We start from the raw sequence: 24,407 nt of genomic DNA on the forward strand, positions 1-24,407 counted from the left end.
CTGGCCACCACGATGTGGCCGCTGAAGCCGGCGCTGCCGCTGACCGCCGGCCCCGATCCGACCTTGTACTCGGCGCAGGCGATCGAGCGCGGCCGCCTGGTGGCCGCGGCGGGCGACTGCGTTGCCTGCCACACGGCGCCGGGCGGCGCCCGCAATGCCGGCGGCCTGGCCTTGGACACGCCGTTCGGCGTCATTTACACCACCAACATCACGCCCGATCCGCAGACCGGCATCGGCCGCTGGTCATTCGCGGCATTCGAGCGCGCCATGCGCCACGGCGTGCACCAGGATGGCCGCCAGCTGTATCCGGCGTTCCCGTACACCGCCTACGCCAAGCTCAGCGACGCGGACATGCAGGCCTTGTATGGCTACCTCATGTCGCAGCCGGCGGTGGCGGCCACGCCGCCGCGCACCGAGCTGGGTTTCCCGTTCAACCTGCGGCCGCTGCTGGCTGGCTGGAACCTGTTGTTCCATGATCCCAAGCCGTTCACCCCGGATCCGTCGCGGGATGCCGCCTGGAACCGCGGCGCGTACCTGGTGGAAGGCGTGGGGCATTGCGCCGCCTGCCATTCGCCGCGCAGCGCGCTGGGCGCGGAGAAGGGCGGCCTTGCCTACCTGGCCGGCGGTCAGGCCGAAGGCTGGAACGCGCCGGCCCTGAACCGGCTGGCCAGCGGCGAGCGCGCGTGGTCGGGCGAGGAACTCTACCACTATCTGCGCACCGGCTATTCGCCGCGCCACGGCGTGGCCGCCGGCCCCATGGCGCCGGTGATCCACGGCCTGGCCGAACTGCCGGACAGCGACCTGCGCGCCATCGTCACCTACTTGACGGCACTGCCGGGGCAGGTCCGGCCGGCGACGCCGCCAGCGCCCGCGACCGGCGCGGCCATCGCGGCGGCGTCGTCCCGCGCGGCCGCCAGCGCCGACGCGGACAGCGCGTCCATCGCCGTCGATGCCGAGACGACGCGCACGCTGCGCCGCGCCAGCGGCGAGCGCATCTACCAGAGCGCCTGTGCCGTCTGCCATGAACCGGGCAGCGGTCCCACCCTGTTCGGCGCCAAGCCGTTGCTGGCCCAGAACACCAATCTGCATGCCGCATCGCCCGACAACCTGGTCCAGGTGATCCTGCATGGCATCCAGGCGCCGGCCGACGACGCCCTGGGCTACATGCCGGGGTTCGGCGACAGCCTGGATGACAGGCAGATCGGCGATTTGATCGACTATTTGCGCGCGCGCTTCGCGCCGGAGGAAAAGGCTTGGCCAGTTGATACGACGACCATAGGCAGGCTGCGCCAGCACGCGCCGCCACAGTAAGGGGAAAACGAGGCAGCGGACCGGCCCATGACGGGACCGACCGCGTCTCGCAATACAACATCGCGCGCATCGGTTTGCCCTCGGCGCGCGGCACACAAAGGGAATCACGCATATGTCAGCTTCATTCATCACGGTGGAACAGGGCATCAAGACCGCCGGCGTCGGCAAGTTCCAGTACCGGCTGTTCATGATCTTCGGGCTGGTCTGGCTGGCCGACGCCATGCAGGTACTGTCGATCGGCTTCAGCGCGCCCTCCATCGCTCGCACCTTCGGCATTCCGGTGCCCGAGGCCTTGCAGACCGGCACCGCGTTCTTCGTCGGCATGCTGATCGGCGCTTTTTTCTTCGGCCGGCTGGCCGACCGCATCGGCCGCCGGCCGGTGCTGATGATGGCGGTGGTCATCGACGCCTGCGCCGGCGTGGCCTCGGCCTTCGCGCCCGACTTCGCCTGGCTGCTGCTGCTGCGCTTTGTCACCGGCATCGGTGTCGGCGGCACGCTGCCGGTGGACTACACCATGATGGCCGAGTTCCTGCCGAGCGAACGCCGCGGCCGCTGGCTGGTGCTGCTGGAATCGTTCTGGGCCCTGGGCACGATCTGCCTGGCGCTGCTGGCCCTGGCGGCGCTGTCGTGGGGCGATGACGCCTGGCGCGTGATCTTCTTCGTCACGGGCCTGCCGGCGCTGATCGGCGTGGTGCTGCGCTTCTACATTCCCGAGTCGCCGATGTACCTGAACCGCAACGGCAAGTCAGGCCAGGCGCGCAAGGTGCTCGAACGCGTGGCCCGCGTCAATGGCCGGCCCGCCGATATCCCCGAGCTCAAGCCCGAGCTGCACGAGCGCAAGCCGTTGTCGGCGCTGTTCTCGGCCAGCCTGCGCCGCCGCAGCGTGGCGCTGTGCCTGGCCTGGGCGTTGATCTCGATCGCCTATTACGGGGTCTTTGTCTACCTGCCGATCAAGCTCAGCAGCCAGGGCTTTGCCTTCATGCGCGGCCAGGAATTCCTGGTGCTGCTGGCGCTGGTGCAGTTGCCGGGCTTCGCGCTGTCCGCCTATGGCGTGGAACGCTGGGGCCGCAAGCCGACGCTGGTGGGTTTCCTGATCCTGAGCGCGGTGGGTTGCATGCTGTACAGCTTCGGCACCTCCAGCTTCCTGGTGGTGGGTTCCACGCTGCTGATGAGCTTCGCGCTGCTGGGCACCTGGGGCGCGCTGTACGCCTTCACGCCCGAGGTCTATCCGACCGACCTGCGCGCCAGCGGCATGGGCCTGGCCGGCGCCGTGGCGCGCTTTGGCGGGCTGTTCGCGCCGGCCATCATCGCGCCCATCATGGCCACGCATTTCACGCTGGCGCTGGCGGTGCTGGCGAGCATGCTGGTGGCGGCGGCCTTCGCCATCCGCGCGGTCGACGTCGAATCGCGCAATCGCGCGCTGGATTGATCCGCCCGAGCGGGCGGCACGAGGCCGGGCGGACGCGCGCCGCCCGGGCGCCTCATGCGGCGTCGTCGCCCTCGATCATCTTGCGCAGCAGGAAGTCCAGCGCCAGGCGCTCGGCGGGATTGAGCCGGCCGTAGGTGCTTTCGGTGATCTGTTGGGCGAAGGGTTCCATCTTGCGCACCAGTTCCTGGCCTACCGGGGTGAGGCTGATCACGACCTTGCGGCGATCGTGCGGGTCGTGATCGACCCGCACCAGCTCGCGCTGCCTGAGCCGGTCGACCACGCCACGCACCGTGGCCTGGTCGATGACGGTGGCCTTGACGATGTCCGCCAGCGAACTGCCCTGGTTGTCACGCACCGAGCACAGCACGACGAACTGCGCGGCGGTCAGCTGCGAGTCGGGGATGTATTGCTGGAACAGGGCGGTATGCCGTTGGTACACCCGCCGCAGCAGGTGCCCAATCTGGTCGGAGAACAAGTAGCTGTCCTTGTCGGGGGCGGACGTGTTTTTCACATTTCGCATAAGCCTATCCGAAGCGGTGCCCAGGGCATGATGATCTATCTCAATGGCAATGTCCGGAAGTTTACGGGGCTTGCCGCCTTTGTGCCGGGCGCGACCGGCTTTTTCGCGGCGCGGCAGGCGCGCGGCGCCATCAGCGCGCCGCGGCCACGCGGCCATTGCCGCGCAGGCGGTTCAGCAGCACCAGCGCGGCGGTGCCCAGCAGCAGGAGAGCGGCTGTCGCGATGACCACGGCATAACCCGCGTCGAAGGCATCGCGCGCCGATTGCGCCAGCGACGCGCCGCGCTCGCCGGACAGGCGCTCGGCCAGCAACAGCGCCTGGTCCAGGCTGTCGCGCGCCGCCGCCGGCACCCCGGCGGGCGCGTCCAGCGTATGCGCATAGACGCCCGACAGGATCGACCCCATCAGCGTCACGCCCAGCGCGCCGCCGTAGCTGAACAGGTAGCCGCCCATGCCCAGGCCGGACACCAGCAGCGAGACAAACAGCAGGCGCGCGCTGCCCGCCTTCGGCAGCAACCAGCCGGCCAGCGGGCCGGCGATGAACGCGGCCAGCGGCAGCGGCAGGATATACAGCGCGGCTTGGAGCGGCGACATGCCCAGCACCAGTTGCAGACGCTGGCTCAATACCAGTTCCAGGCCCAGCAGGGCGGCCGCCGCGAACAGGGCCGAGGCCACCGCCGAACTGAAGCCGCGATTGCGGAAAATGGCGAAGTCGATCAAGGGATAGGGGCGCGCGCGCTGGCGCCGGGCGAAGATGGCCAGCATCGCGGCGCCGCCGGCGCAGGCCAGCGTGGCGTCCAGCCAGGACGGCTGGGCGCGGCCCAGTTCCTTGAGCGCATAGGCGGTCAGGATCAGGCCGGCCATCACCTGCAGCGAGCCGACCAGGTCCCAGGGGCGCTGGTGCTCGGGCTTGCTGGCGGGGATGTAGCGGCGTGCCAGCGGCAGCGCGACGAGCACGATGGGCAGGTTGATCAGGAACACCGAGCCCCACCAGAAGTGTTCCAGCAGGATGCCGCCGATGACCGGCCCCAGCGCCGCGCCGCCCGAGGCCACCGAGGCCCACACGCCGATGGCGATGGCGCGCTCGCGCTCGTCGGCGAAGGTCAGGCGCAGGATCGACAGCGTGGCCGGCATCATCATGGCCGCGCCCACCGCCAGCACCGCGCGCGCCGCGATCAGCGCCGCCGGATTGGGCGCATAGGCGGCCGCCAGCGAGGCCGCGCCGAACACGGCCAGGCCCATCATGAACAGGCGCTTGTGGCCCAGGCGGTCGCCCAGCGTGCCCATGCCCAGCAGCAGGCCGGACACCACCAGGGCGTAGATGTTGACGATCCAGAGCTTGGACGAGGCGGTCACGCCCAGATCGTGCGTGAGGCGGGGCAAGGCGGTGTAAAGCACTGTCATGTCCACCACGATCAACAACAGGGCGCTGGAAACAATGGCCAGCACCAGCCAGCGGCCGGGGACCGCCGGGGCGAGGGCGTATACAGGATTGGGCTGCGTCATAGGTCTGCTCCGATGGGGGAGCCATTTTCTATCTGCCAATCGAAATCAAAAAGTTGGAATGAATCTATAAAATAGATACATTGAACACCTCCATCGGGAGCATCGATGAACTGGACCCTGGATCAACTCAGGCACTTCGTGGCCGCGGCCGACGCCGGCTCGTTTTCGGCGGCGGCGCGCCACTTGGGCCGGGTGCAGTCGGCCGTCAGTACCTCGCTGGGCCTGCTGGAAGCCGACCTGGGCGTGGAGCTGTTCGACCGTTCGCGCCGCAACGCCACGCTGACGCGCGCCGGCGCAGTGCTGCTGCAAGAGGCGCGCGAGTTGCTGCGGCAGGCGGCGGCGCTGGAACAGCGCGCCCGGTCGTTCGCGGCCGGCCAGGATGCGCACCTGAGCGTGGCCCTGGATGAGGCCTTGCCCGACCGGGTGCTGGGCGTGCTGGTCAAGGAGGTCTCGGCGCGCTTTCCGGCGCTGGAACTGACCCAGCTGAACGGCACGGCCACCGAAGTCGCGGAGTATGTCTCGCAAGGCCGCGCCAGCGTGGCCTTCCACTTCGACCGCGGCGATCCGGGTGCGGCGTTCGCCCATCGCTACCTTGGCGACGTGGGCCAGGGCATTTTCGTGGCGCGCGACCACCCGCTGGCCGCCTTGCCCGAGGTCACGCGCAATGACCTGGCGCGCCATCGCCAGCTGGTGATGCGGATGGAGGGGGTGGAAGATGTGGTGATGAGTCCGTCGGCCTGGCGTTCAGACAGCTTCTACAGCATCGCGGCGATGGTGGCCGACGGGCTGGGGTGGGCGATCCTGCCGCTGAACATCGCCGAGTACGAGGGCTACCGCAAGGATCTGGCCAACGTGCCCTGCGCCGGCCTGTCGCTGCCGCCGCTGCCGGTGCGCACGCTATGGCTGCAGGGCCGCACGCCGACGGCCACCGAGCGCTGGATCCAGGAGCGTATGGAGCAATTGCTGCATCCGGGGGCGTGAGCCGGCGGCCGGTCCGCGCGCCCGCCGGACGGGCCGCGCGGACGGGGCGGCATCAGGCTTTCTTGCGGTACACCAGCACCGGAATGGTGGAGTGCGCCAGCACCTTCTGCGTCTGGCTGCCCAGCACCACGGCGGCCATGCCGCGGCGCCCGTGCGAGGCCATGGCGATCAAGTCGCAGTGGCGTTCGCGGGCGGTGTCGATGATGGCCTGGTACGGGTCTTCATGGGTGGCGCGCAGGGTTTCGCAGGGTACCCCGGCCTCGCGCGCCTGGGTGGCGGCCGCGCTCAGCAGGCGTTCGGCCTGGGCGCGGATCTGGTCCTGGTATTCGCTCAGGCTGTTGGCCACCTGCGCCGCGCCCATGGCGAAGACGTGGAAGGGTTCCTCGACCGTGACGATGGTGGCCTTGGCGCCCAGCGACTTGGCCAGGTCCAGGCTTGCGACCAGGGCTTCCGAGGACAAGGGCGAGCCGTCCGTGGGAATGAGAATGTGCTTGTACATGGTGTCTCCCGTGTTTTTACCGCGGCCGCCACGACGCGCGGCGGTTACATCACACTGTATCGGGGGACGGCAGGGGCGCAGTTGCGCGGAATCAAACTTTGCGCGCGGTCAAGCCGGCGCCGCCGGGGCGGTGTCAGCGCAACAGGGCGGCCACCAGGTCGCCGCCGGCGCGGTCGGCCTCGCTGAAGTCCAGCGCGGTCTGCACGTGTTCCAGGTGTTCGTCCATCAGCGCGCAGGCGCGCTCGATGTCGCCGCCACGGGCCGCCTCGATGAAGGCGTGATGCTCGCGCGAGGAGCAGCTGGCGTCATGCGAGCTCTGGTACAGCACGGTGATCACGGCGCTGCGCGCCGACAGCTCGCGCAGCATGCCGGTCAACACCGAATTGCCGACGGCCTCGGCCAGCAGGATGTGGAAGTCGCCCAGCAGCCGGTTACGGGTCTGCACGTCGCCGCTTGCCACCGCCGCGCGCTCCTCGGCCAGGTGGGCGTCGATGCGGCGGTAGTCGGCCGCCGTGGCGCGCGTGACGAATTCGCGTGCCAGCGCGGCTTCCAGGATGCGCCGCACCGCGTAGACCTCGCGCGCTTCGTTGGCGTCGGGCTTGCTGACGAAGGCGCCCTTGTCGGGCACGATGTTGATCAGCTTGTCCTTGGACAGCATCAGCAGGGCGGCGCGGATCTTGGTGCGGCTGACCTTGTAGACGCGCGCCAGGGCCTCTTCGCGCAGCCGCGTGCCGGGCGGCAGCCGATGCGCCACGATGGCGGCGGCGATTTCGCGGGCGATGTCGTCGGCGCTGGGGTCGGGGAGGGCTTCCTGGGTCATGAAACGCGGCGGCGGAGAGACGGGATGGGAAGCCAGTCTATCAAAATCCCGCCCCGGCAACATTTATTGCATACGAAAATTGTCGGCGATCCGGCCGGGGGCGCCGGCCGCCTCGCGCAGGGATTGGCCGGCGCCGGCACGGGGGGGCGCCAGCGGCCCGCCGCGCCGCCGCCGCCGCCGCGATCAGTTCTTGGCCATCAGGCCCAGATACTCGATCAGCCCTTTTTCCTTCACATAGGTGGTCTGCGCCCAGGCCTTGTAGTCGGCGCTGTTGCGGTAGGCCGGCTCCTGGTTCAGCTGCTTCATGACTTCCATGCTGGCCGGGTCGAACAGGGCCTTCTTGAAGGCGTCGTGCAGGGTCTTGACCACCGCGGGGTCCATGCCCTTGGGGCCGGCCAGGCCATAGGGCGAGGTCGACACGACCTTGTAGCCCAGTTCCTGCGCGGTGGGCACGTCAGGCCAGCGCGTGGTGCGTTTTTCGCCGAACGTCACCAGCAGCCGCATCTTGCCCGAGTCCACGAACTGGTCCCAGCCGGTGGCGTCGCTCTGTGCCATGACATGACCGCCCAGCAGCGCCTGCTGCATGTCGGCGTTGCCCTTGTAGGGCACGTGGTTGAGCTTGACCTTGGCGTTGATGGCGATTTCCTCGATCAACAGGTGCGGCGACGAACCGACCCCGGTCGAGCCATAGTCGATGGTGCCCGGGTTCTTGCGCGCGGCCTCGATGTACTCGTTGAACGTCTTGTAAGGCGAATCGGCGCGCACCGTGAAACCGAAGGTGTAGCCCGACAAGCCGATGATGAACGTGAAGTCGTTGATCGGGTCCCATGAGGTCTTCTGCATGTACGGCATGCGCAGCATCGCCAGCGTGTACAGGGCGATGGTGTAGCCGTCGGGCTTGGCGGTGCGTGACATGGTGGCCGTGCCCAGCGTGCCGCCGGCGCCGGGACGGTTTTCCACGATGACGGGCTGGCCCAGGTACTTGGATGCGTCCTGCGCCACGATGCGCAGGTGGCGGTCGGTGGAGCCGCCGGCCGGGAACGGCACGATCAGCGTGATGGGCTTGCTGGGAAAGGCGGTTTGCGCCAGGGCCGCGGGCGCCAGCGCGCCGCCGGCCAGCGTCAGCAGCAGGGCGCCCAGGCAGGCGCGGCGCAGGGGTTGGTGGGTCATGGGCTTGTCTCCGATGGTGTTGTTATGAAATACCGGTGATGGGCTGCCGGTCAGTCGCGCAAGGCGACCTTGACCGGCAGGCGGTGCAATGCCGCGCGCAACTGCTCCTTCAGTGGCGCGGGCAGGGTGGCGTCGAGTTCTACGGCGACGTCCGGCTGCGCGTCGGCCTGCACGCGCAGCAAAGGGCTGTCCGGCGGCAGGCCGGCCTGTTCGAGCAACGGCGCCGCCAGGGTCCGCACCGCCACGGCGGTGGCCAGGCGGCGCAGGTCGGGCTTGTAGATCTTGCCGACGTTGGTCATCGGCATGGTCTCGAGCACCACCACGCGCTTGGGCCGGGCGGGGGTCTCGTCGACATGGGCGGCGGCGTAGGCGATCAGCTCGGCCTCGGTCACCTCGGCATCCTCGGCCAGGGTGACGAAGGCGATCGGCAGTTCGCCCGCGTAGGGGTCGGGCGCGCCCACGGCGGCGCAGATGCGCACCGCCGGGTGCGAGGCCAGCGCGTCCTCGATGGTCTTGGGATCGATGTTGTGGCCGCCGCGGATGATCAGGTCCTTGGCGCGGCCCTGCAGGTGCAGGCGGCCGTCGGCATCGAGGAAACCGACGTCGCCGCTGATCAGCCAGCCGTCCTCGGTGAAGGCGCGGGCGGTGTCCTCGGGGTCGAGGAATCCGGGAATCACGTTGGGCGACTTGAACAGCAGCATGCCGGCCTGCCCCGGCGGCAGGTCGCGCGCCGGCTGGCCGGCGGGGGCGTCCAGGCCGACCACGCGCACTTGCACGTAGGGCAGCGGAAAGCCCACGCAGTTGACCGGGAAGCGTGAGCCGGGCGGGGTGATGGAGGTGATGCCGGCCATCTCCGTCATGCCCAGGCTTTCGTTCACATGCAGCCCGAACAGGCGTTCGAAGCGCGCCGCCAGTTCCGCCGGCAGCGGCGCAGCGCCGGTGCGGCAGTAGCGCAGCGAGGAGATGTCGGCGCCATCCAGCGGGATCTCGGCCAGCGCCGCCAGGATGGTCGGCACGCCCTGCAGCGAGGTGGCGCGGTGGCGTTCGACCAGGCGCCAGTAGTTGCGCAGCACCTCGCGGTTGCGCAGCAGCAGCGTGGTCGGGATCACGGTCTGGACGCCGGCCGACAGCGCCGCCAGCGAGGCCGGCAGCACCCCGGCCACGTGGAACAGCGGATAGCCATTGATGACCACGTCGCCCGGCCCCGCGCCCTGTAGTTGCACGGCCGCCCAGGCCGTGAAGACCTGGTTGGCGTGGGTGTGGATGGCCAGCTTGGGCGCGCCGGTGGTGCCGCCGGTATGGAAATACGCGGCCACGTCCCCGGCGCGGATCACACGTTCGCTCAACAGCCGGTCCGCCGGCTGGGCGGCGCGGGCGCTGTTGAAGTCGAGTGCGTGGTCCGGCAGGGCGGGGCGCCGCGACAGGGGCTCATCGTGCGGCGCCACGCGCAGCAGCGTGCGCAGGGTGGGCACGCGCTCGCGCAGCCGCAGCGCCTTGGACCAGGATTCGCATTCGGTGTCCGAACCATAGGCGATCAATACCTTGGCCTTGGCGGTGGTCAGCAGCGAGGCCAGCTTGTCTTCGGTCAGCAGCGGATTGAGCGGCTGCACGATGCCGGCGGCTTCGCCGCCCCACAGCGCCAGGTGGTATTCGAGGCAGCCGGGCAGCAGCACCCCGACCGCGTCCGCCGGGCCCAGCCCCAGGCTGTGCAGCAGGTTGGCGGTCTGGTGGATGCCGGCCAGCAGCTCGTCGTAGCTCCAGCTGATGGCCGCTTCGTCCGGATCGGCGCTGCGCAGGAAGGTCAGCGCGGTGCGCGCGCCGAAGGCGGCGGCCGAGTTGCGGAAGATCTCGTAGGTGCTTTGCACCGTCAGCGTCTCGGCCAGCGGCCGCGCCGCCAGGCGCCGCACGTCGTCGATGGAACGCACCGGAAACGGCGCGGCAAAGGGCGGGGCCGGGGGCGGGGCGGTGTAGGCCTGCGTCATGATGCCGTCCTCGCCGTTCACGCCCGCCCCAGCGCGATATAGCGCCGCAGGTGGTGGTCTTCATCGCCCAACTGGTGGTCGATCATCACCAGCCGCTTGGCGTAGTGCGCCAGCGGCAGTTCCCAGGTCATGCCGATGCCGCCGTGCAATTGGATGCTCTCTTCGGCCACCAGCGTGCCGATGCGGCCGATGGTGTACTTGGCGGCCGACAGCGCGCGTTCGCGCGTGGCGCGGTCGGGGTGGTCGAGGGCGGCGGCGGCGTTGATGACCGCCGAGCGCGCCTGTTCGATTTCCAGCAGCACGTCGGCCATGCGGTGCTGCAGCGCCTGGAAGCTGCCGATCGGCACGCCGAACTGGCGCCGGGTGCGCAGGTATTCCAGGGTGGCGTCGCGGGCGCAGTCCATCGCGCCCACGGCCTCGGCGCACAGCGCCAGAATGCCGCGGCCGGTGGCATGCTCCAGCAGCGCGAAGCCGGCGCCGGCGTCGCCCAGCAGGCTGTCGGCGCCCAGCGCCACGTGCGCGAACGTCAGTTCCGCCGCGCGGCCGCCGTCGATCAAGTCGTAGCCGCGCGCGGCCAGGCCCGGCGTACCGGCGCTGACCAGGAACAGGCTGATGCCGGCCTCGTCGTCCTCGGCGCCGGCGGTGCGCGCCGACACCAGGAACAGGTCGGCATGCTCGCCGCCCGTCACCACGGCCTTGGCGCCGTTCAGCACCCAGCCGTCGCCGCTGCGCTCGGCGCGCGCGCGCACTTCGTTCAGCGCGTAACCGGATTCGGGTTCGGCCGCGGCCAGCGCGGCGGTGATGTCGCCCGCGATCAGGCCGTCCAGCGCCTCGCGCTGCGCCGGCTTGCCGGCGCGGGCGATGGCGCTGCCGACCATCAGCGCGTCCAGGAACGGTTCCAGCACGAGGCCGCGGCCCAGCGCCTCGAACACCACGCTGATGTCGAAGCCCGCGCCGCCCAGGCCGCCGTGTTCCTCGGCGAACAGCGCGCCGATGGCGCCCAGTTCGGCATAGCGCCGCCAGAATTCGGGGTTGTAGCCTTGCGGCATCGTGGCGTGGCGTTCGCGCGTGGCGAAGTCGTATTGTTCGGCGACAAAGCGGCGCAGCATGTCCGAGAGCATGCGCCGGTCTTCGGTGTGTTCAAAGTTCATGGCCGGCCTTTACAGTCCCAGAATCATCTTGGAGATGATGTTCTTCTGGATTTCGTTGGAGCCGCCGAAGATCGACAGCTTGCGGTTGTTGAAGTACTGCGCCGCGGCGCTGTCGGCGCCCTCGGGGCCGATCGGCGCGGCGTCGTAGCCGTCGTGCAGGGCCGCGGCCACGAAGGGGCGGGCGTAGGGCCCCATGGCGCGGCGGTTCAGCGCCGTGATCTCCTGACGTATCTGGGTGCCGCGGATCTTCAGCATCGAGCTCTCGGCGCCGGGCGCGCCGCCGCCGGCCACCGCCGCCACCACGCGCAGGTTGGTGGTGCGCATGTTGGCCAGCTCGATCTCCACCCGCGCCAGGCGCGCGGCGAAGTCGGGGTCCTCGGCCAGCGGCCGGCCATGCTTCTTCTGGCTGGCGGCCACCGCCTTCAGACGCTCCAGCGCCGCGGTCGACTGGCCGACGCCGGCGATGTTGGTGCGCTCGTAGGTCAGCAGGTACTTGGCGCAGGTCCAGCCCCGGTTTTCCTCGCCCACCAGGTTCTCGACCGGCACCCGCACATCCGAGAAGAACACCTCGTTGACCTCGTGCTCGCCGTCCAGCGTGATGATGGGGCGCACCTGCACGCCCGGGCTGGCCATGTCGATCAGCAGGAAGCTGATGCCTTCCTGGCGCCGGCCCTCGCTGGAGGTGCGCACCAGGCAGAAGATCATGTTGGCGTGCTGGCCCAGCGTGGTCCAGGTCTTCTGGCCATTGACGATGTAGTGGTCGCCGTCGCGCACCGCGGCGGTCTTGACCGAGGCCAGGTCGGAGCCCGCGCCGGGCTCGGAGTAGCCCTGGCACCACCAGTCCGTGCCATCCAGGATGCGCGGCAGCCAATGGCGCTTCTGCGCCTCGTTGCCGTACTTGATCAGCACCGGGCCCAGCATGCTCAGGCCGAACGGCACGATGCGCGGCGCGCCGGCCAGCGCGCACTCGTTGTCGAAGATGTATTTCTGTGTGGCGCTCCAGCCGGTGCCGCCGTACTCCACCGGCCAGTGGCTGGCGAGCCAGCCCTGGCGGTTGAGGATGGCGTGCCATTCGACCATGTCGGCGCGCGTGAGCAGCTTGCCGTGCGTGACCTTGGCCGACAGGCGCGCCGGCAGGTGGGCGGCCAGGAAGGCGCGCACCTCGTCGCGGAAGGCGTTTTCTGCGGGGGTGAATTCCAGATCCATCGGGCGATTCCTCAGTAGATTTCGAACAGGCCGGCCGCGCCCATGCCGCCGCCCACGCACATGGTGACGACGGCGTAGCGCGCGCCGCGGCGGCGGCCTTCCAGCAGCACATGGCCGGCCAGGCGGGCGCCGGTGACGCCGAACGGGTGGCCCAGCGCGATCGAGCCGCCGTTCACGTTCAGCCGCTCCATCGGGATGCCCAGCCGTTCCTGGCAGTACAGGGCCTGCGAGGCGAAGGCCTCGTTCAGTTCCCACAAGTCGATGTCGTCGACCTTCAGGCCGTGGCGCGCCAGCAGCTTGGGCACGGCGTAGACCGGGCCGATGCCCATTTCGTCGGGTTCGCAGCCGGCGATCGCCAGGCCGCGGAAGGCGCCCAGCGGACGGATGCCGGCGCGCTGCGCCTCGGCCGCTTCCATCAGCACGCAGGCGGCCGCGCCGTCCGACAACTGCGAGGCGTTGCCTGCCGTCACGAACTGGTCTGGGCCGCGCACCGGCGCCAGCTTGGCCAGCGCCTCGACGGTGGTGCCGGGCCGGTTGCAGGTGTCCTGGTCCACGGTGACCTCGCGTTCCGACACGGCGCCGGTGGCGCGGTCGGTGACGGTCATGGTGGTGGTGACGGCGATGATCTCCTCGCGGTAGCGGCCGGCGGCCTGGGCGGCCTCGGTGCGCGCCTGGCTTTGCGCGGCGAAGCGGTCCTGCGCCTCGCGGCTGATGCCGTAGCGCGCGGCGACGATATCGGCGGTCTCGATCATGGGCAGGTAGAGTTCGGGCTTGTTGGCCACGATCCACGGGTCCATGCCGCTGACGCCGTCGTCGCGCGTGCGGATCTGCGAGACCAGCTCGACGCCGCCGGCGATCATGGCGGGCGCGCCGTCCATGACAATGCGCGCCGCGGCCGAGGCGATGGCCTGCAAGCCCGAAGCGCAATAGCGGTTGACGGTGGCGCCGCCGATGCTGACCGGCAGGCCGGCGCGGATCACCGCCTGGCGGCCGATGTTGCGGCCGGTGGCGCCCTCGGGGTAGCCGCAGCCGATGAAGGCGTCCTCGATTTGAGCGGGGTCGATGCCGCTGCGTTCGACCGCGGCGCGCACCGCGTGGGCGGCCAGGGTCGGTCCGGCGATGAGGTTGAATTCGCCACGCTGCGCCTTGGTGATGGGCGTGCGGGCGGTGGAGACGATGACGGCTTCGCGCATGTCGGTTTCCGGTGAGTGTCCGTTGATGAATGGGGTCAGGCGGTCTGGTTCAGGCTGGAGAAGTCGCGGCCGGATTCGGCCAGTTCCACCAGCAGCGGCGACGGCTTCCAGAACGCCGGGTCTTCCTGGGCAAAGCTGCGGATGTCCGCCAGCACCTGGGCCAGTCCGACGCGGTCGGCATAGTGCATCGGGCCGCCGCGATGACGCGGAAAGCCGTAGCCGGACAGGAACACCATGTCGATGTCCGACGGCCGCAGCGCGATGCCCTGGTGCAGCACGTTGGCCGCCTCGTTGATCATGGCGGCCAGGTAGCGGCGCTGGATGTCCTCGATGCCGAAGGCGCGCGCGGTGACGCCGGCACGTTGGCGCTCGGCGTCGATGATGGCCAGCACTTCCGGGTCGGGCGTGCCTTGGCGCGCGCCATCGGGATACAGGTAGAAGCCGCGGCCGGTCTTCTGGCCGAACCAGCCGCGCTCGCACAGGCGGTCGGGGATCTGCACGTAGCGCAGCGCCGGATCGCGCGTGGCGGCGCGGCGCTTGCGGGTGGCCCAGCCGATGTCGCCGCCGGCCAGGTCGGCCATCTGGTACGGACCCATGGGGTAGCCGAAGTCGCGCACCGCCGCGTCGATCTCATAGGGCGAGGCGCCGTCCTCCATCATCATGTCGGCCGCCTGGCGGTGCACCGCCAGGATGCGATTGCCGATGAAGCCGTCGCAGACGCCGGCGCGCACCGGGATCTTGCGCAGGCGGCGCGCCAGTTCGAAGCCGGTGGCCACGGTGTCGGCGGCGGTCTGGCGGCCCACCACCACTTCCAGCAGCTTCATGATGTTGGCCGGCGAGAAGAAGTGCAGGCCCAGCACGTCCGCCGGGCTGCGCGTGGCCTGGGCGATGCGGTCCACGTCCAGGTATGAGGTATTGGTGGCCAGCACCGCGCCCGGCTTGGCCACGCGGTCCAGTTGCGCGAACACCGCCAGCTTGACGTCCATGTCCTCGAACACGGCTTCGATGATCAGGTCGGCCGCGCCCAGGGCGGCATAGTCGGTGGCGCCGGTCAGGCGCGCCAGGCGGGCGGCGCGTTCATCGGCCGTCATGCGGCCCTTGCCGACCAGCAGGTCGTAGACGTGCTCGACGCGCTGGCGACCGCGTGCCAGCGCGGCGGCGTCCTGTTCCACCATGATCACCGGCAGGCCCGCGTCCAGCACCGCCACGGCGATGCCCGCGCCCATGGTGCCGCCGCCGATCACGCCGACACTGTCGAGCCGGCGCGGCGCGGCTTGCTTCAATTCGGGGATCTTGGCGGTTTCGCGCTCGGCGAAAAAGGCGTGGACCAGGCCGGCGCGCTGCGGGCTGTCCAGGCATTGCAGGAACAGCGTGCGCTCGGCGCGCAGGCCCTCGTCGAACGGCAGTTCGACGGCGGCGCGCACGGCGTCCAGGATCTTGGCGGGCGAAAACAGGCCGCGCGTGCTGGCGGCGATGCGCTGGCCGGCGGCGTCCACCGCGGCCAGGGCGGCGGCCTTGTCGGCCAGCGCCTGGCCGTCGCGGCTGCGGCGCGGCGTGGCGCCTTCGGCCAGCAGCCGGCGGGTGTAGTCCAGACCGGCGGCCAGTGGATCGGTGCCGGCCGCCAGTTCATCGGCCAGCCCGGCCGCGACGGCGGCCTGCGCCGTCATCGGTTTGCCCGACAGCATCAGGTCCAAGGCGGCCGCGGCGCCGATCAGGCGCGGCGTACGCTGGGTGCCGCCGGCGCCGGGCAGCAGGCCCAGCGTCACTTCCGGCAGGCCCAGCTTGGCGCCGGGCAGCGCCACGCGGTAATGCGCCGCCAGCGCCACTTCCAGGCCACCGCCGAGCGCGGCGCCGTGCAGCGCGGCCACCACCGGCTTGGCGCAGGCTTCGATCTGGTTGCAGACATCGGGCAGGGCGGGCGGACGCGGCGGCTTGCCGAATTCGCGGATATCGGCGCCGGCGATGAAGTTGTTGCCGGCGCCGGTCAACAGCACGGCCCGCACCTGCGGCTCGCCCTGGGCCTGCTCGATGGCGCGCGCCAGACCGGCGCGCACGTCGGCGCTGAGGGCATTGACGGGGGGATGATCGATGGTGACGACAAGAATGTCGCCGTCGCGGCGCGTATGCACCGCGCCGGCGGGTGCGCTGGCTGTCATGGGACAGTGTCTCCGTTAAGGTCGCCGCCCGCGCCGGCCGGGCCGGGGCGGATCGACCGGGCCGAACGGACTCGGCGGATCGGCGCGCCCCGGAGCGGACGCGGCGCCGTCGCGGCGCCTGGCGGGCCAGGAACGGCCCGTCTTGTATCTGCGTATTCTTTCCCAGCAAAGAAGTCTTGACAATGCCATCAATAATTGACATTGACGATAAAAAAAATTGACAATCGCCGTCGGGGTGACGGGTTCCAGGGGGAAATGCCGGCCGCCCCGGGAGATTCGATATGGACACGAAAGCGCTGACCCTGCTGGTGGAGATCCTGGACGCCGGCAACCTGAGCGAAGCCGCGCGCCGCCTGAAGATGACGCGGGCCAATGTCAGCTATCACCTGACCCAGCTGGAACGCGCGGTCGGCATGCAACTGCTGCGGCGCACGACGCGCCACGTCGAGCCCACCGAGATCGGCCTGAAGCTGTACCAGCACGGCCGCAGCATCCAGGACGAACTGGCGGCCGCGCGCGAAGCGGTCGAGTCCCTGGGCAAGACGCCGCAGGGCAAGGTGCGGCTGAGCGTGCCCAGCGGTTACGGCCAGTTCGTGATGACCCCGTGGCTGCTGGAATTCAAGCGCGCCTACCCGGACATTGTGCTGGACGTGCTGTTCGAGAACAGCGTCGACGACCTGCTGCGCGACGAGGTCGACATCGCCGTGCGCATCATGTCCGAGCCGCCGCACAACCTGGTGGCGCGCGAACTGGGCCAGGTGCGCTACGTGGCCTGCGCCTCGCCCGCTTTCGTGCGCGAGCGCGGTCTGCCGGACAAGCCGGCCGAGCTGGCGCGCCTGCCGGTCATCAGCGCCGCCGTCATCGGCCGGCCGCTGCGGCTGTCGGCCTATTACGGCGGCCAGCCGCGCCAGCACGTGGTGCTGGAGCCCACCATCATCTCGCGCAACTACGCTTTCCTGCGCGACGCCATGCTGGCCGGGCTGGGCATCGGCGTGGTGCCGGACTACGTGGTGCATGACGACATCGCGCGCGGCGACCTGATTGCCGCTTTGCCGCAATGGCGCCTCAGCATCTTCGGCCGCGGCATGTACATGCTGTACATGCCCAACCGTCACCATCCGCGCGCCATCGCGATGATGATCGAATTCATCCAGCAGCGCGCCCGGGCCGCGCACGAAGGGCGGCCCGGGCTGTTGGGCGCGGCATAGGGCAGGCCGGCCCGGGCGCTGAGCGGCCGGGTCCGGCCGCTCGCCGCGACCGATCAATCAACGCCTGTCAACGCAGCATTGGCAGGCTGCCGCTCAGGGCATTGACCCAGCGCCGGGGCCCAGCCAGGCCCACGCCAAGCAGCGGCTGGTCGCGATGCGAGGTCTGCCGATGCCGGGTCCAGTATTCGGCGGCCTCGTGGATCTGGCGCGCGTACGCCGGAAACAGCGTCATGCAGGCGCCATCCGGCAGCGGCTGCGCCAGCCGCTCGCGCAACTGCGCCATGCGGGGTTCGTCGGCCGTCAGCACGATGATGGGCAGGTGCGAGATCGCCGCCGACGCCATGCCATCGGCATCGCGCAAGGGCTCACCTGCCCAGGCGGCCTGCCGCGCCGCCAGGCCGGCGGCCAGGCAGGCCGAGGCGTTGGCGGCCTGGCCCTGGTCCAGCCCCGCCGCCAGCACGATCACGACTTTGTCTGGCTGGGCGGGGGCGAGGGGGGCGGGTTGGACAGTCATGCGGGGCTCCTGGGCAAAAAGCGCCATGGTCCGCCGCTGCGCCGCCGCTGTCTTGAACGCCTGTGAACGCGCCCCGGCACATCGCTACCCGCGCCGCGCCAGGGCACGGGCGCCGGCATACACCGCCGCCGCGCCCAGCTCGCGCTCGATGCGCAGCAGGCGGTTGTACTTGGCGGTGCGGTCGGCGCGCGACAGCGAGCCGGTCTTGATCATGCCGCAATTGGCCGCCACCGCCAGGTCGGCGATGCTGGTGTCTTCGGTTTCGCCGGAACGGTGCGACATGACCACGCCATAGCCGGTCTGGCGCGCCAGCGCCAGCACGCGCCAGGTTTCGCTGAGCGTGCCGACCTGGTTGATCTTGACCAAGATGGCGTTGCCGATGCCCTGTTCGATGCCGGCCTGGAACAGCCACGGTTGGGTGCAGAACACGTCATCGCCCACCAACTGGCAGGCGCTGCCCAGCGTCGCGCCCAGCACCTTCCAGCCGACCGTGTCGTCCTCGGCCATGCCGTCCTCGATCGACACGATGGGGTAGTCGCGCACCAGGCCGGCCAGGTACTGCACCTGCTGCTCGGCGCTGCGCAGCAGGTTTTCGCCTCGATAGCGGTAGCCGTCGGCGCCGTGCAATTCGCTGGCGGCCGGGTCCAGCGCCAGCGCGACGTCGGCGCCAGGACGCAGGCCGGCGCGTTCGATCGCCGCCATGATGAAGTCCAGCGCTTCGGGCGCGTTGCGCAGCATCGGCGCGAAGCCGCCTTCATCGCCCACGTTGACGCTGTGGCCGGCGGCCTTGAGCGCCAGACGCAGCGTGTGGAAGACCTCCGCGCCCATGCGCAGGGCTTCGCGCAAGCTGTCCGCGCCCACCGGCAAAATCATGAATTCCTGGAAATCGAGCGGATTGTCGGCGTGCGCGCCGCCGTTGATGATGTTGATCATCGGCACGGGCAGGGTTTGCGCCTGCACGCCGCCCACGTGACGCCACAGCGGCAGCCCCTGGCTGGCGGCCGCCGCGCGCGCCACCGCCAGCGACACGCCCAGCAGGGCGTTGGCGCCCAGCCGGCTTTTGTCGGGCGTGCCGTCCAACGCGATCATGCGCTGGTCGATATGGGCCTGCTGATCTGCCGGCAGGCCGAGCAGCGCCGGGCGCAGCGTCGTGTTGACCGCCTCGACCGCGCCGAGCACGCCCCTGCCCAGGTAGCGGGCGCGGTCGCCGTCGCGCCGTTCCCGCGCCTCGCGCTTGCCGGTGGAGGCGCCCGATGGCACCAGCGCCAGGCCATGGGCGCCGTCGTCCAGGCGCACCTCGACTTCGACGGTGGGGTTGCCGCGGCTGTCCAGGGCTTCGTGGGCGGCCAGGTGAGTGATCTGCATGGGGGGCTCCGAGGGGATGGAAGATCGTCAGGTAAATCAAATAAATGAAATCGTTGCCGGCCCGGCGCCGCCATGTCGATGGGGGTTCCAGGCCCGGATTCAATGCCGCCATGCTAAAAACAGGCCTGCCCGCCGACAATGCAGTTTTTCTGCTACTTCGTCAGTTTTCCTGACCAATAACCATGCGCCAGCTTCCACCCCTGTCCGCCGTCCGCGCCTTCGAGGCCATCGCCCGCAGCGGTTCGGTCACGCGCGCCGCCGAGGAACTGTGCCGCAGCCATGGCGCGATCAGCCGCCATCTGCGCCTGCTGCAGGAACACGCCGGCGTGGCGCTGTTCGAAAAGGACGGCACCGGCCTGCGCCTGACGCAGGCTGGCGCCACCTTCTACGCCGCGGTGCGGGCGGCCTTCGACCAGTTGGAAAACGCCTACGAACGCCTGGCGCGCGAGTCGCAGGCGCCCGGGCTGCACGTGGCCTGCAGCGCCACCTTCGCCATGCGCTGGCTGGTGCCGCAACTGGCCGTGTTCTACCGCAAGCATCCCGAGATCCGCATCCGCCTGTCGATGACCTCGGCGCGCGAGATGCGCAACGAAGGCGCCGACCTGATCCTGGCCTGGGACCTGTCCGGCTACGCCGAGGCCGACCGGCGCCGGGCGTTGGCGCTGGCGCCGGTGCGCTTCGGCGCGGTCTGCACGCCGGCCTATGCGCGCAGGAAGCCGGCCGCGCGCGCCCGCATTGCGCATGAATACACCTCCAGCGCCTGGGACCAATGGGAGGCCATCACCGGCCAGCCGGCAGCGCTGGGCGACACATTGGCGTTCCCGCATACCCACTTGTGCATCGAAGCGGCGCTCTCGGGCCTGGGAGTGGCCCTGGTCGAGCGGCGCCTGATCGCGCGCGAATTGCAGGACGGCCTGCTGGTGGCGCCCCATGGCTTCGTGCCCTTCGAGGGCGGCCTGTGCGCGGTGCCGGCCGCCGGCCGCGCGCGCACCGCCCATGCCGACGCCTTCATCGCCTGGCTGCGCGGCGCGCTGGCCGGCGACGGCGACTGACGCCGCGGCCGGCCCGCTTGGTATGCTGGGCGGGCATTTGCGCTGGAGATTCCATGACCGAGACGCCGCCTTCCGCCAGTCCCTCCGCCAACGCGTTCGCCCCCCGTTCGGCGCTGGCATCGCAGGCGCGCCGCGCGCAGCTGCGGCGCATGAAGATCCTGGCGCTGGCGCTGCTGGCGGCCATGATCAGCGGTTTCATCACCAGCCACCTGATGGGCGGGCAGGGCGCCTGGGCCTGGGTGCGGGCCTTCTGCGAAGCGGCCACGGTGGGCGCGCTGGCCGACTGGTTCGCGGTGGTGGCGCTGTTTCGCCGGCCCATGGGCCTGCCGATTCCGCACACCGCCATCATTCCCAGCAACAAGGATCGCATCGGCGACAACCTGGCGGTGTTCGTGCGCGACCACTTCCTCGATCCGGACGCGCTGATGGAAAAGCTGCGCGGCTTCGACCCGGCCGCGCGCCTGTCGCGCTGGCTGGCGCGGCCCAGGCAGGCGCGCGCGCTCAGCGACGGCGCGCGCCGGGTGGCCTTGCAGACGCTGGACCTGCTGGATGACCAGGCGGTGCGTGGCGTCATCCAGGAATTCGTGGTGAAGAACCTGCGGCGCTGGGACGCGGCCGGCACCGCCGGCGAGGTGTTGGGCCTGCTGACGCGCGATGGCCGCCACCAGCAATTGCTGGACGCGGCGATGGAGCGCCTGGGCGGCTACCTGGGCGACGAGGACGTCAAGGAGCGCGCCTCGGCGCTGCTGGTGAAGTTCGCGCGCAAGGAGTGGCCGCGCATCATCAAGGCGGTGGATGTGATCGGCTCGGTCGAGGGCATCGCCGACAACCTGGCCGACCGCCTGGCGCGGGCGCTGGTGCAGGAACTGCGCGACGTGCTGTCGGAGCCGGACCACCCGGTGCGGCGCGACTATGAGGCCTGGGTGCTGGACTACATCGCGCGCCTGCGGACCGACCCGGCACTGGCCGCGCAGGTCGAAGCCATGAAGCAGCGCGCCATCGACCACCCCCAGGTGCAGGAGTATGTGCAGGGGCTGTGGGACGACATCCATGCGGCGCTGCGGCGCGACCTGAGCGACGAACAGTCGGCCTTGGCGGCGCACCTGGAAAGCGCCTTGCTGGCGCTGGCGCGCAAACTGGGCGAAGACCCGGCGCTGCGCGAGGCCATCAACGGCCATGTGCTGGGCGCGGCGCGCCGGCTGACCGGACGGCTGCGCATCGGCGTGACCGAACACATCGCGCGCACCGTCAAATTGTGGGACGAACGCCACCTGGTCGACGAGCTGGAACTGAGCGTAGGGCGCGACCTGCAATACATCCGCTTCAACGGCACGCTGGTCGGCGGCCTGATCGGCGTGTTGCTGCACGCGGCGGTGTTGCTGGCGGCGGGCTCGGGGGCTGTTTCCCCACCCTGACATACACCTCGCGCGGGCCGGTCATCGAGCGCCAGGCAGGGCGCGGTCGCCGTCGCGCATTTACGGACGTATCCGATGTATCAGGAACGAAGATTGCTGGCGAAGCGCCTTGGCGCGGTGCTATTGTCGTTGGCAGTCCCCGGGCCTGCCCGGCGGGTTCCGGGACGACCGCCGCCCGGCCGGGCGGCCCGTATCACGCGCATCACTCCCAGGAGGCAAGTCCATGAAGAAATTCTCGATCCTCATTGCAACATTGGCGCTGGCCGGCGGTTCGGCCGTCGCCCAGGCCGAGAGCGTCACGATGTCATTCCTGAACGACGACGGCTCCGTGGGCAAGAGCGCCGGCACCATCACGCTGGAACAGACCAAGCAAGGCCTGAAGTTCACCCCCAAGCTGATGGGCCTGCCGCCCGGCGAGCACGGTTTCCATGTGCATGAAAAGGGATCCTGCGCGTCGACCACGGTCGATGGCAAGGTGGTGCCGGGCGGCGCCGCGGGCGGCCACCTGGACCCCCACAACACCAAGGCGCACAAGGGGCCCCTGGCCACCGATGGCCACCTGGGCGACCTGCCCTTCATCACGGTGGCGGCCGACGGTTCGGCCAAGACCGCCGTGGTGGCGCCGCGCCTGAAGCTGGCCGATGTGAAGCAGCGCGCGCTGATGATCCACGTGGGCGCCGACAACTACAGCGATACTCCCAAGCCGTTGGGCGGCGGGGGCGGGCGCATGATCTGCGGCGTGATCAAGTAAACGGCGCGCGCCACGCAAAACGCATGACGGGCGCGGCGGGGCCGGGCAGGCCGGATCGCGCTACGCCGTGCCGTTGCGGCCATGCTCGCGGTAGCCCGGCCGCTCGGCCAAGCGGTCGTAATACGCGGCGACCGCCGGCAGGTCGGGCCGCAAGGCGCTATCCAGCGGCGTCTGGAACCACCGGTTCACCGACAGGCCGATTGCAATATCGGCCAGCGTGAAGGCCTCGCCGGCGACATAGGCGCCGGTCTCTTGCAGGCGCCGTTCCAGGATTCCCATGAAATGCCCCCAGTCGCGGCTGGAGGCCGCGATGGCGGCCGCGTCCTGGTGCGCGGGCGATTGCCGCGCCAGCGCCATGAAGGCATAGCTCCAGGCACGGTTCAGGTCGGCCGCCTGCCAGTCCAGCCATTGGTCGACCCGGGCGCGGCGGCGCGGCTCGGCCGGGTACCAGGCCGGGTTGCGCGTGCCGCCGTACTGGTTGGCCAGGTAACGGATGATGCTGTTCGATTCCCACAGCACGAAGTCGCCATCGCGCAGCACCGGCACCATCGCGTTCGGATTGAGCGCCAGGAAGGCGGGCTCGCTGGTCGCGCGGAAACCCGCGCCCCAGTCTTCGCGCGTGAATGGCAGCGCCAGTTCGACGCAGGTCCAGAGCACTTTGCGGACGTTGATGGAAGCGGCTTTTCCCAGGATATTCAGCATGGCGCAAGCGGGGCAGGGACACGGGGGACGCCGCGCGGGGCCAACCGGGCCCGTTGACGGCGATAATTCAGTCTAGTGGCCGTTGCCGGCTGGCGCCAGATACAGATCGGCCCTTGCGCGGCCGCAACAGATCTATTCAGTCCCAGGCGCGCCGCGGCCGTCCGCGCGCAGCCCGTTGCTTCAGCCCGCCACGGGCTCCGGCTGGTGCCGCAGCCGCGGCACCGGCGATACCGCCAGCACCACGAACTGCGCCACGAACCCGGCGCTGGAGACCCACAGGCAGGCTTCCAGCCCCAGCCGTGAAGCCAGCGCCGCGCCGATCAGCGCGCCCACCGGCCGGGCGCCGAAGGTGGCCGTGACGATCACGGCCGACACCCGCCCGAGCAGCACGTTCGGCGTGACGGCCTGGCGCAGCGTGGTGGTGGCGATGGTCCACAGGATCGGCCCGGCGCCGAACAGGAAGAAGCCCAGCCCGGCCCAGATCGCGGACGGCAGCGCCAGCGTCGACAGCAGCATCAGGCTGGCCGCCAGCGCGCACAGCGGCCCCGCGGCGATCAAGGCGCCGAACGGCAGCCGGCTGGCCAGCCAGGGCGCCGCCAGCGCGCCGGCCAGCATGCCGGCGCCGTAGATGCCGAGCGTGATGCCGACGCCCGCCGCGTCCAGCCCCAGCCGCGATACCGCGTACACCACATAGACCGCCTGCAGCACGAACCAGGCGAGGTTGAAGAACACTGCCGTTACCAGCACCGGCCGCAGCAGCGGGTGGCCCGCCACGAAGGCGGCGCCATCGCGCAGCTCGTGCCACAGGTGGCGCCGCGTGGCGGCGCGCGGCGTCTCCGGCGGCAGGCCCGCGAGCAGGCCGGCGGCCAGCAGCGACAGCAGCGTCGCCAGGCCGTAGGCGACCGCCGCGCCGATGCCGCCGACCAAGGCGCCGCCCAACGCCGGCCCGGCCGAGAAGGCCGCGCTGCGCGCCAGTTCCAGCCAGCGATTGGCCTGGCCCAGGAAGGGCGCGGGCACCAGGGTCGGCAGCAGCGCCGGCGCGGCGACGTTGTAGGCCACGGTGCCGACCGCGCCCAGGAACCCCAGCGCCGCCAGCCAGCCCAGGCTCAAACCGTCCAGCGCCAGCAGGGCCAGCAGCGCCAGCAGACTGGCGGCGCGCACGCATTCGGCGCAGGTCATCAGGGTACGGCGCGGCAGGCGGTCGGCTAGCACGCCGGCGGGCAGCGACAGCAGCAGGAACGGCAGAGTCTGCGCGGTCTGCAGGTAGCCGGTCTGGGTGGCCGTGGCGCCCAGCGCCAGCACCGCCACCAGCGGCGCCGCCGCCAGGGCGATCTGTTCGGAGAACTGGGCCGCCAGGTTGGAACGGGCGAGCCGGCCAAAGGCCGGGGGCAGGGTGGACATGGGCAGCGCGCGGGGGGCCGCGAAAACGACAAGGGCCCGATCATGGCCGGGCCCCGTGCGCGCCGCACTCCGTTAAT

General features: G+C 70.4%; 21 protein-coding genes. 7 read left to right on the forward strand and 14 right to left on the reverse strand.

Annotated features, from left to right (window positions below):
• Both HV701_RS23845 and HV701_RS23850 read left to right on the forward strand, forming a co-directional pair.
• A partial coding sequence (locus HV701_RS23845) for a c-type cytochrome (protein WP_175135480.1) occupies window positions 1-1,311 on the forward strand: 1,311 nt, incomplete at its 5' end.
• Between the two features lie 112 nt (window positions 1,312-1,423).
• A complete protein-coding gene (locus HV701_RS23850) occupies window positions 1,424-2,740 on the forward strand; it encodes an MFS transporter (RefSeq protein ID WP_175135481.1) in 1,317 nt (438 codons plus the stop codon).
• A gap of 52 nt (window positions 2,741-2,792) precedes the next feature.
• Here HV701_RS23850 and HV701_RS23855 read toward each other — a convergent pair whose 3' ends face one another.
• Window positions 2,793-3,260: a MarR family winged helix-turn-helix transcriptional regulator gene (locus HV701_RS23855; protein ID WP_175135482.1), complete on the reverse strand. Its 468-nt coding sequence runs from the start codon at window positions 3,258-3,260 to the stop codon at window positions 2,793-2,795.
• A gap of 130 nt (window positions 3,261-3,390) precedes the next feature.
• Entirely contained in the window at window positions 3,391-4,764 is a 1,374-nt protein-coding gene (locus tag HV701_RS23860; RefSeq protein WP_175135483.1) for an MFS transporter, read from the reverse strand.
• A gap of 105 nt (window positions 4,765-4,869) precedes the next feature.
• On the opposite strand from HV701_RS23860, the gene HV701_RS23865 reads away from it, so the two are divergent.
• A complete protein-coding gene (locus HV701_RS23865) occupies window positions 4,870-5,745 on the forward strand; it encodes a LysR family transcriptional regulator (protein WP_175135484.1) in 876 nt (291 codons plus the stop codon).
• Between the two features lie 52 nt (window positions 5,746-5,797).
• Here the strand turns inward: HV701_RS23865 and HV701_RS23870 are convergent, their stop codons facing one another.
• The 8 genes from HV701_RS23870 to HV701_RS23905 form a co-directional block, all read right to left on the reverse strand.
• On the reverse strand, window positions 5,798-6,244 hold the full coding sequence (locus HV701_RS23870) for a universal stress protein (protein WP_175135485.1): 447 nt from the start codon (window positions 6,242-6,244) through the stop codon (window positions 5,798-5,800).
• 133 nt (window positions 6,245-6,377) lie between these two features.
• The gene (locus HV701_RS23875) at window positions 6,378-7,064 is read right to left on the reverse strand and encodes a GntR family transcriptional regulator (protein ID WP_175135486.1); all 687 of its coding nucleotides are present in this window, start codon (window positions 7,062-7,064) and stop codon (window positions 6,378-6,380) included.
• Window positions 7,065-7,247: 183 nt separating this feature from the next.
• On the reverse strand, window positions 7,248-8,234 hold the full coding sequence (locus HV701_RS23880; protein ID WP_175135487.1) for a tripartite tricarboxylate transporter substrate binding protein: 987 nt from the start codon (window positions 8,232-8,234) through the stop codon (window positions 7,248-7,250).
• Window positions 8,235-8,284: 50 nt separating this feature from the next.
• The gene (locus tag HV701_RS23885) at window positions 8,285-10,216 is read right to left on the reverse strand and encodes an acyl-CoA synthetase (protein ID WP_175135488.1); all 1,932 of its coding nucleotides are present in this window, start codon (window positions 10,214-10,216) and stop codon (window positions 8,285-8,287) included.
• A gap of 17 nt (window positions 10,217-10,233) precedes the next feature.
• Window positions 10,234-11,367, reverse strand: a complete 1,134-nt coding sequence (locus HV701_RS23890; protein WP_175135489.1) for an acyl-CoA dehydrogenase family protein — start codon at window positions 11,365-11,367, stop codon at window positions 10,234-10,236.
• A 9-nt stretch (window positions 11,368-11,376) separates the two neighbouring features.
• Window positions 11,377-12,573 (reverse strand): acyl-CoA dehydrogenase family protein, encoded by a 1,197-nt coding sequence (locus tag HV701_RS23895; RefSeq protein ID WP_175135490.1) that lies wholly within the window; start codon window positions 12,571-12,573, stop codon window positions 11,377-11,379.
• Window positions 12,574-12,584: 11 nt separating this feature from the next.
• Window positions 12,585-13,766 (reverse strand): acetyl-CoA C-acyltransferase, encoded by a 1,182-nt coding sequence (locus HV701_RS23900; RefSeq protein WP_175135491.1) that lies wholly within the window; start codon window positions 13,764-13,766, stop codon window positions 12,585-12,587.
• A gap of 35 nt (window positions 13,767-13,801) precedes the next feature.
• Window positions 13,802-15,922: a 3-hydroxyacyl-CoA dehydrogenase NAD-binding domain-containing protein gene (locus tag HV701_RS23905; RefSeq protein ID WP_175135492.1), complete on the reverse strand. Its 2,121-nt coding sequence runs from the start codon at window positions 15,920-15,922 to the stop codon at window positions 13,802-13,804.
• Window positions 15,923-16,203: 281 nt separating this feature from the next.
• Here HV701_RS23905 and HV701_RS23910 point away from each other — a divergent pair, with 281 nt between their 5' ends.
• Window positions 16,204-17,130 (forward strand): LysR family transcriptional regulator, encoded by a 927-nt coding sequence (locus HV701_RS23910; protein ID WP_175135493.1) that lies wholly within the window; start codon window positions 16,204-16,206, stop codon window positions 17,128-17,130.
• 67 nt (window positions 17,131-17,197) lie between these two features.
• Here the strand turns inward: HV701_RS23910 and HV701_RS23915 are convergent, their stop codons facing one another.
• Together HV701_RS23915 and eno are read right to left on the reverse strand one after the other, a co-directional pair.
• A complete protein-coding gene (locus tag HV701_RS23915; protein ID WP_254595237.1) occupies window positions 17,198-17,644 on the reverse strand; it encodes a DUF2000 domain-containing protein in 447 nt (148 codons plus the stop codon).
• Between the two features lie 84 nt (window positions 17,645-17,728).
• Window positions 17,729-19,009: a phosphopyruvate hydratase gene (gene eno / locus HV701_RS23920; RefSeq protein WP_175135495.1), complete on the reverse strand. Its 1,281-nt coding sequence runs from the start codon at window positions 19,007-19,009 to the stop codon at window positions 17,729-17,731.
• Between the two features lie 182 nt (window positions 19,010-19,191).
• Between eno and HV701_RS23925 the strand changes: the two genes are divergently transcribed.
• The 3 genes from HV701_RS23925 (at window position 19,192) to sodC (ending at window position 22,227) form a co-directional block, all read left to right on the forward strand.
• On the forward strand, window positions 19,192-20,061 hold the full coding sequence (locus HV701_RS23925; protein ID WP_175135496.1) for a LysR substrate-binding domain-containing protein: 870 nt from the start codon (window positions 19,192-19,194) through the stop codon (window positions 20,059-20,061).
• 149 nt (window positions 20,062-20,210) lie between these two features.
• Window positions 20,211-21,476 carry a DUF445 domain-containing protein gene (locus HV701_RS23930; protein WP_175135507.1) on the forward strand — a complete coding sequence of 422 codons (1,266 nt, stop codon included), beginning with the start codon at window positions 20,211-20,213 and terminating at the stop codon, window positions 21,474-21,476.
• A 223-nt stretch (window positions 21,477-21,699) separates the two neighbouring features.
• Window positions 21,700-22,227, forward strand: coding sequence for a superoxide dismutase family protein (sodC, locus tag HV701_RS23935; RefSeq protein WP_175135497.1), 528 nt, complete (start codon window positions 21,700-21,702; stop codon window positions 22,225-22,227).
• Window positions 22,228-22,287: 60 nt separating this feature from the next.
• Here the strand turns inward: sodC and HV701_RS23940 are convergent, their stop codons facing one another.
• Together HV701_RS23940 and HV701_RS23945 are read right to left on the reverse strand one after the other, a co-directional pair.
• The gene (locus HV701_RS23940) at window positions 22,288-22,929 is read right to left on the reverse strand and encodes a glutathione S-transferase family protein (protein WP_175135498.1); all 642 of its coding nucleotides are present in this window, start codon (window positions 22,927-22,929) and stop codon (window positions 22,288-22,290) included.
• A 180-nt stretch (window positions 22,930-23,109) separates the two neighbouring features.
• Window positions 23,110-24,330 carry an MFS transporter gene (locus tag HV701_RS23945; protein ID WP_175135499.1) on the reverse strand — a complete coding sequence of 407 codons (1,221 nt, stop codon included), beginning with the start codon at window positions 24,328-24,330 and terminating at the stop codon, window positions 23,110-23,112.
• Window positions 24,331-24,407 lie beyond the last annotated feature (77 nt).

The sequence above is a fragment of the Achromobacter pulmonis genome, from assembly GCF_902859765.1.
Lineage (GTDB): Bacteria > Pseudomonadota > Gammaproteobacteria > Burkholderiales > Burkholderiaceae_B > Achromobacter > Achromobacter pulmonis.

What these genes read in the sequence shown, in the direction of transcription:
- HV701_RS23945 (WP_175135499.1), bottom strand. Translation starts at nt 24,330, where the DNA reads ATGTCCACCCTGCCCCCGGCCTTTGGCCGGCTCGCCCGTTCCAACCTG.
- HV701_RS23865 (WP_175135484.1), top strand. Translation starts at nt 4,870, where the DNA reads ATGAACTGGACCCTGGATCAACTCAGGCACTTCGTGGCCGCGGCCGAC.
- sodC (WP_175135497.1), top strand. Translation starts at nt 21,700, where the DNA reads ATGAAGAAATTCTCGATCCTCATTGCAACATTGGCGCTGGCCGGCGGT.
- HV701_RS23870 (WP_175135485.1), bottom strand. Translation starts at nt 6,244, where the DNA reads ATGTACAAGCACATTCTCATTCCCACGGACGGCTCGCCCTTGTCCTCG.
- HV701_RS23910 (WP_175135493.1), top strand. Translation starts at nt 16,204, where the DNA reads ATGGACACGAAAGCGCTGACCCTGCTGGTGGAGATCCTGGACGCCGGC.
- HV701_RS23905 (WP_175135492.1), bottom strand. Translation starts at nt 15,922, where the DNA reads ATGACAGCCAGCGCACCCGCCGGCGCGGTGCATACGCGCCGCGACGGC.
- HV701_RS23930 (WP_175135507.1), top strand. Translation starts at nt 20,211, where the DNA reads ATGAAGATCCTGGCGCTGGCGCTGCTGGCGGCCATGATCAGCGGTTTC.
- HV701_RS23925 (WP_175135496.1), top strand. Translation starts at nt 19,192, where the DNA reads ATGCGCCAGCTTCCACCCCTGTCCGCCGTCCGCGCCTTCGAGGCCATC.
- HV701_RS23895 (WP_175135490.1), bottom strand. Translation starts at nt 12,573, where the DNA reads ATGGATCTGGAATTCACCCCCGCAGAAAACGCCTTCCGCGACGAGGTG.
- HV701_RS23855 (WP_175135482.1), bottom strand. Translation starts at nt 3,260, where the DNA reads ATGCGAAATGTGAAAAACACGTCCGCCCCCGACAAGGACAGCTACTTG.
- eno (WP_175135495.1), bottom strand. Translation starts at nt 19,009, where the DNA reads ATGCAGATCACTCACCTGGCCGCCCACGAAGCCCTGGACAGCCGCGGC.
- HV701_RS23890 (WP_175135489.1), bottom strand. Translation starts at nt 11,367, where the DNA reads ATGAACTTTGAACACACCGAAGACCGGCGCATGCTCTCGGACATGCTG.
- HV701_RS23860 (WP_175135483.1), bottom strand. Translation starts at nt 4,764, where the DNA reads ATGACGCAGCCCAATCCTGTATACGCCCTCGCCCCGGCGGTCCCCGGC.
- HV701_RS23850 (WP_175135481.1), top strand. Translation starts at nt 1,424, where the DNA reads ATGTCAGCTTCATTCATCACGGTGGAACAGGGCATCAAGACCGCCGGC.
- HV701_RS23915 (WP_254595237.1), bottom strand. Translation starts at nt 17,644, where the DNA reads ATGACTGTCCAACCCGCCCCCCTCGCCCCCGCCCAGCCAGACAAAGTC.
- HV701_RS23940 (WP_175135498.1), bottom strand. Translation starts at nt 22,929, where the DNA reads ATGCTGAATATCCTGGGAAAAGCCGCTTCCATCAACGTCCGCAAAGTG.
- HV701_RS23885 (WP_175135488.1), bottom strand. Translation starts at nt 10,216, where the DNA reads ATGACGCAGGCCTACACCGCCCCGCCCCCGGCCCCGCCCTTTGCCGCG.
- HV701_RS23880 (WP_175135487.1), bottom strand. Translation starts at nt 8,234, where the DNA reads ATGACCCACCAACCCCTGCGCCGCGCCTGCCTGGGCGCCCTGCTGCTG.
- HV701_RS23875 (WP_175135486.1), bottom strand. Translation starts at nt 7,064, where the DNA reads ATGACCCAGGAAGCCCTCCCCGACCCCAGCGCCGACGACATCGCCCGC.
- HV701_RS23900 (WP_175135491.1), bottom strand. Translation starts at nt 13,766, where the DNA reads ATGCGCGAAGCCGTCATCGTCTCCACCGCCCGCACGCCCATCACCAAG.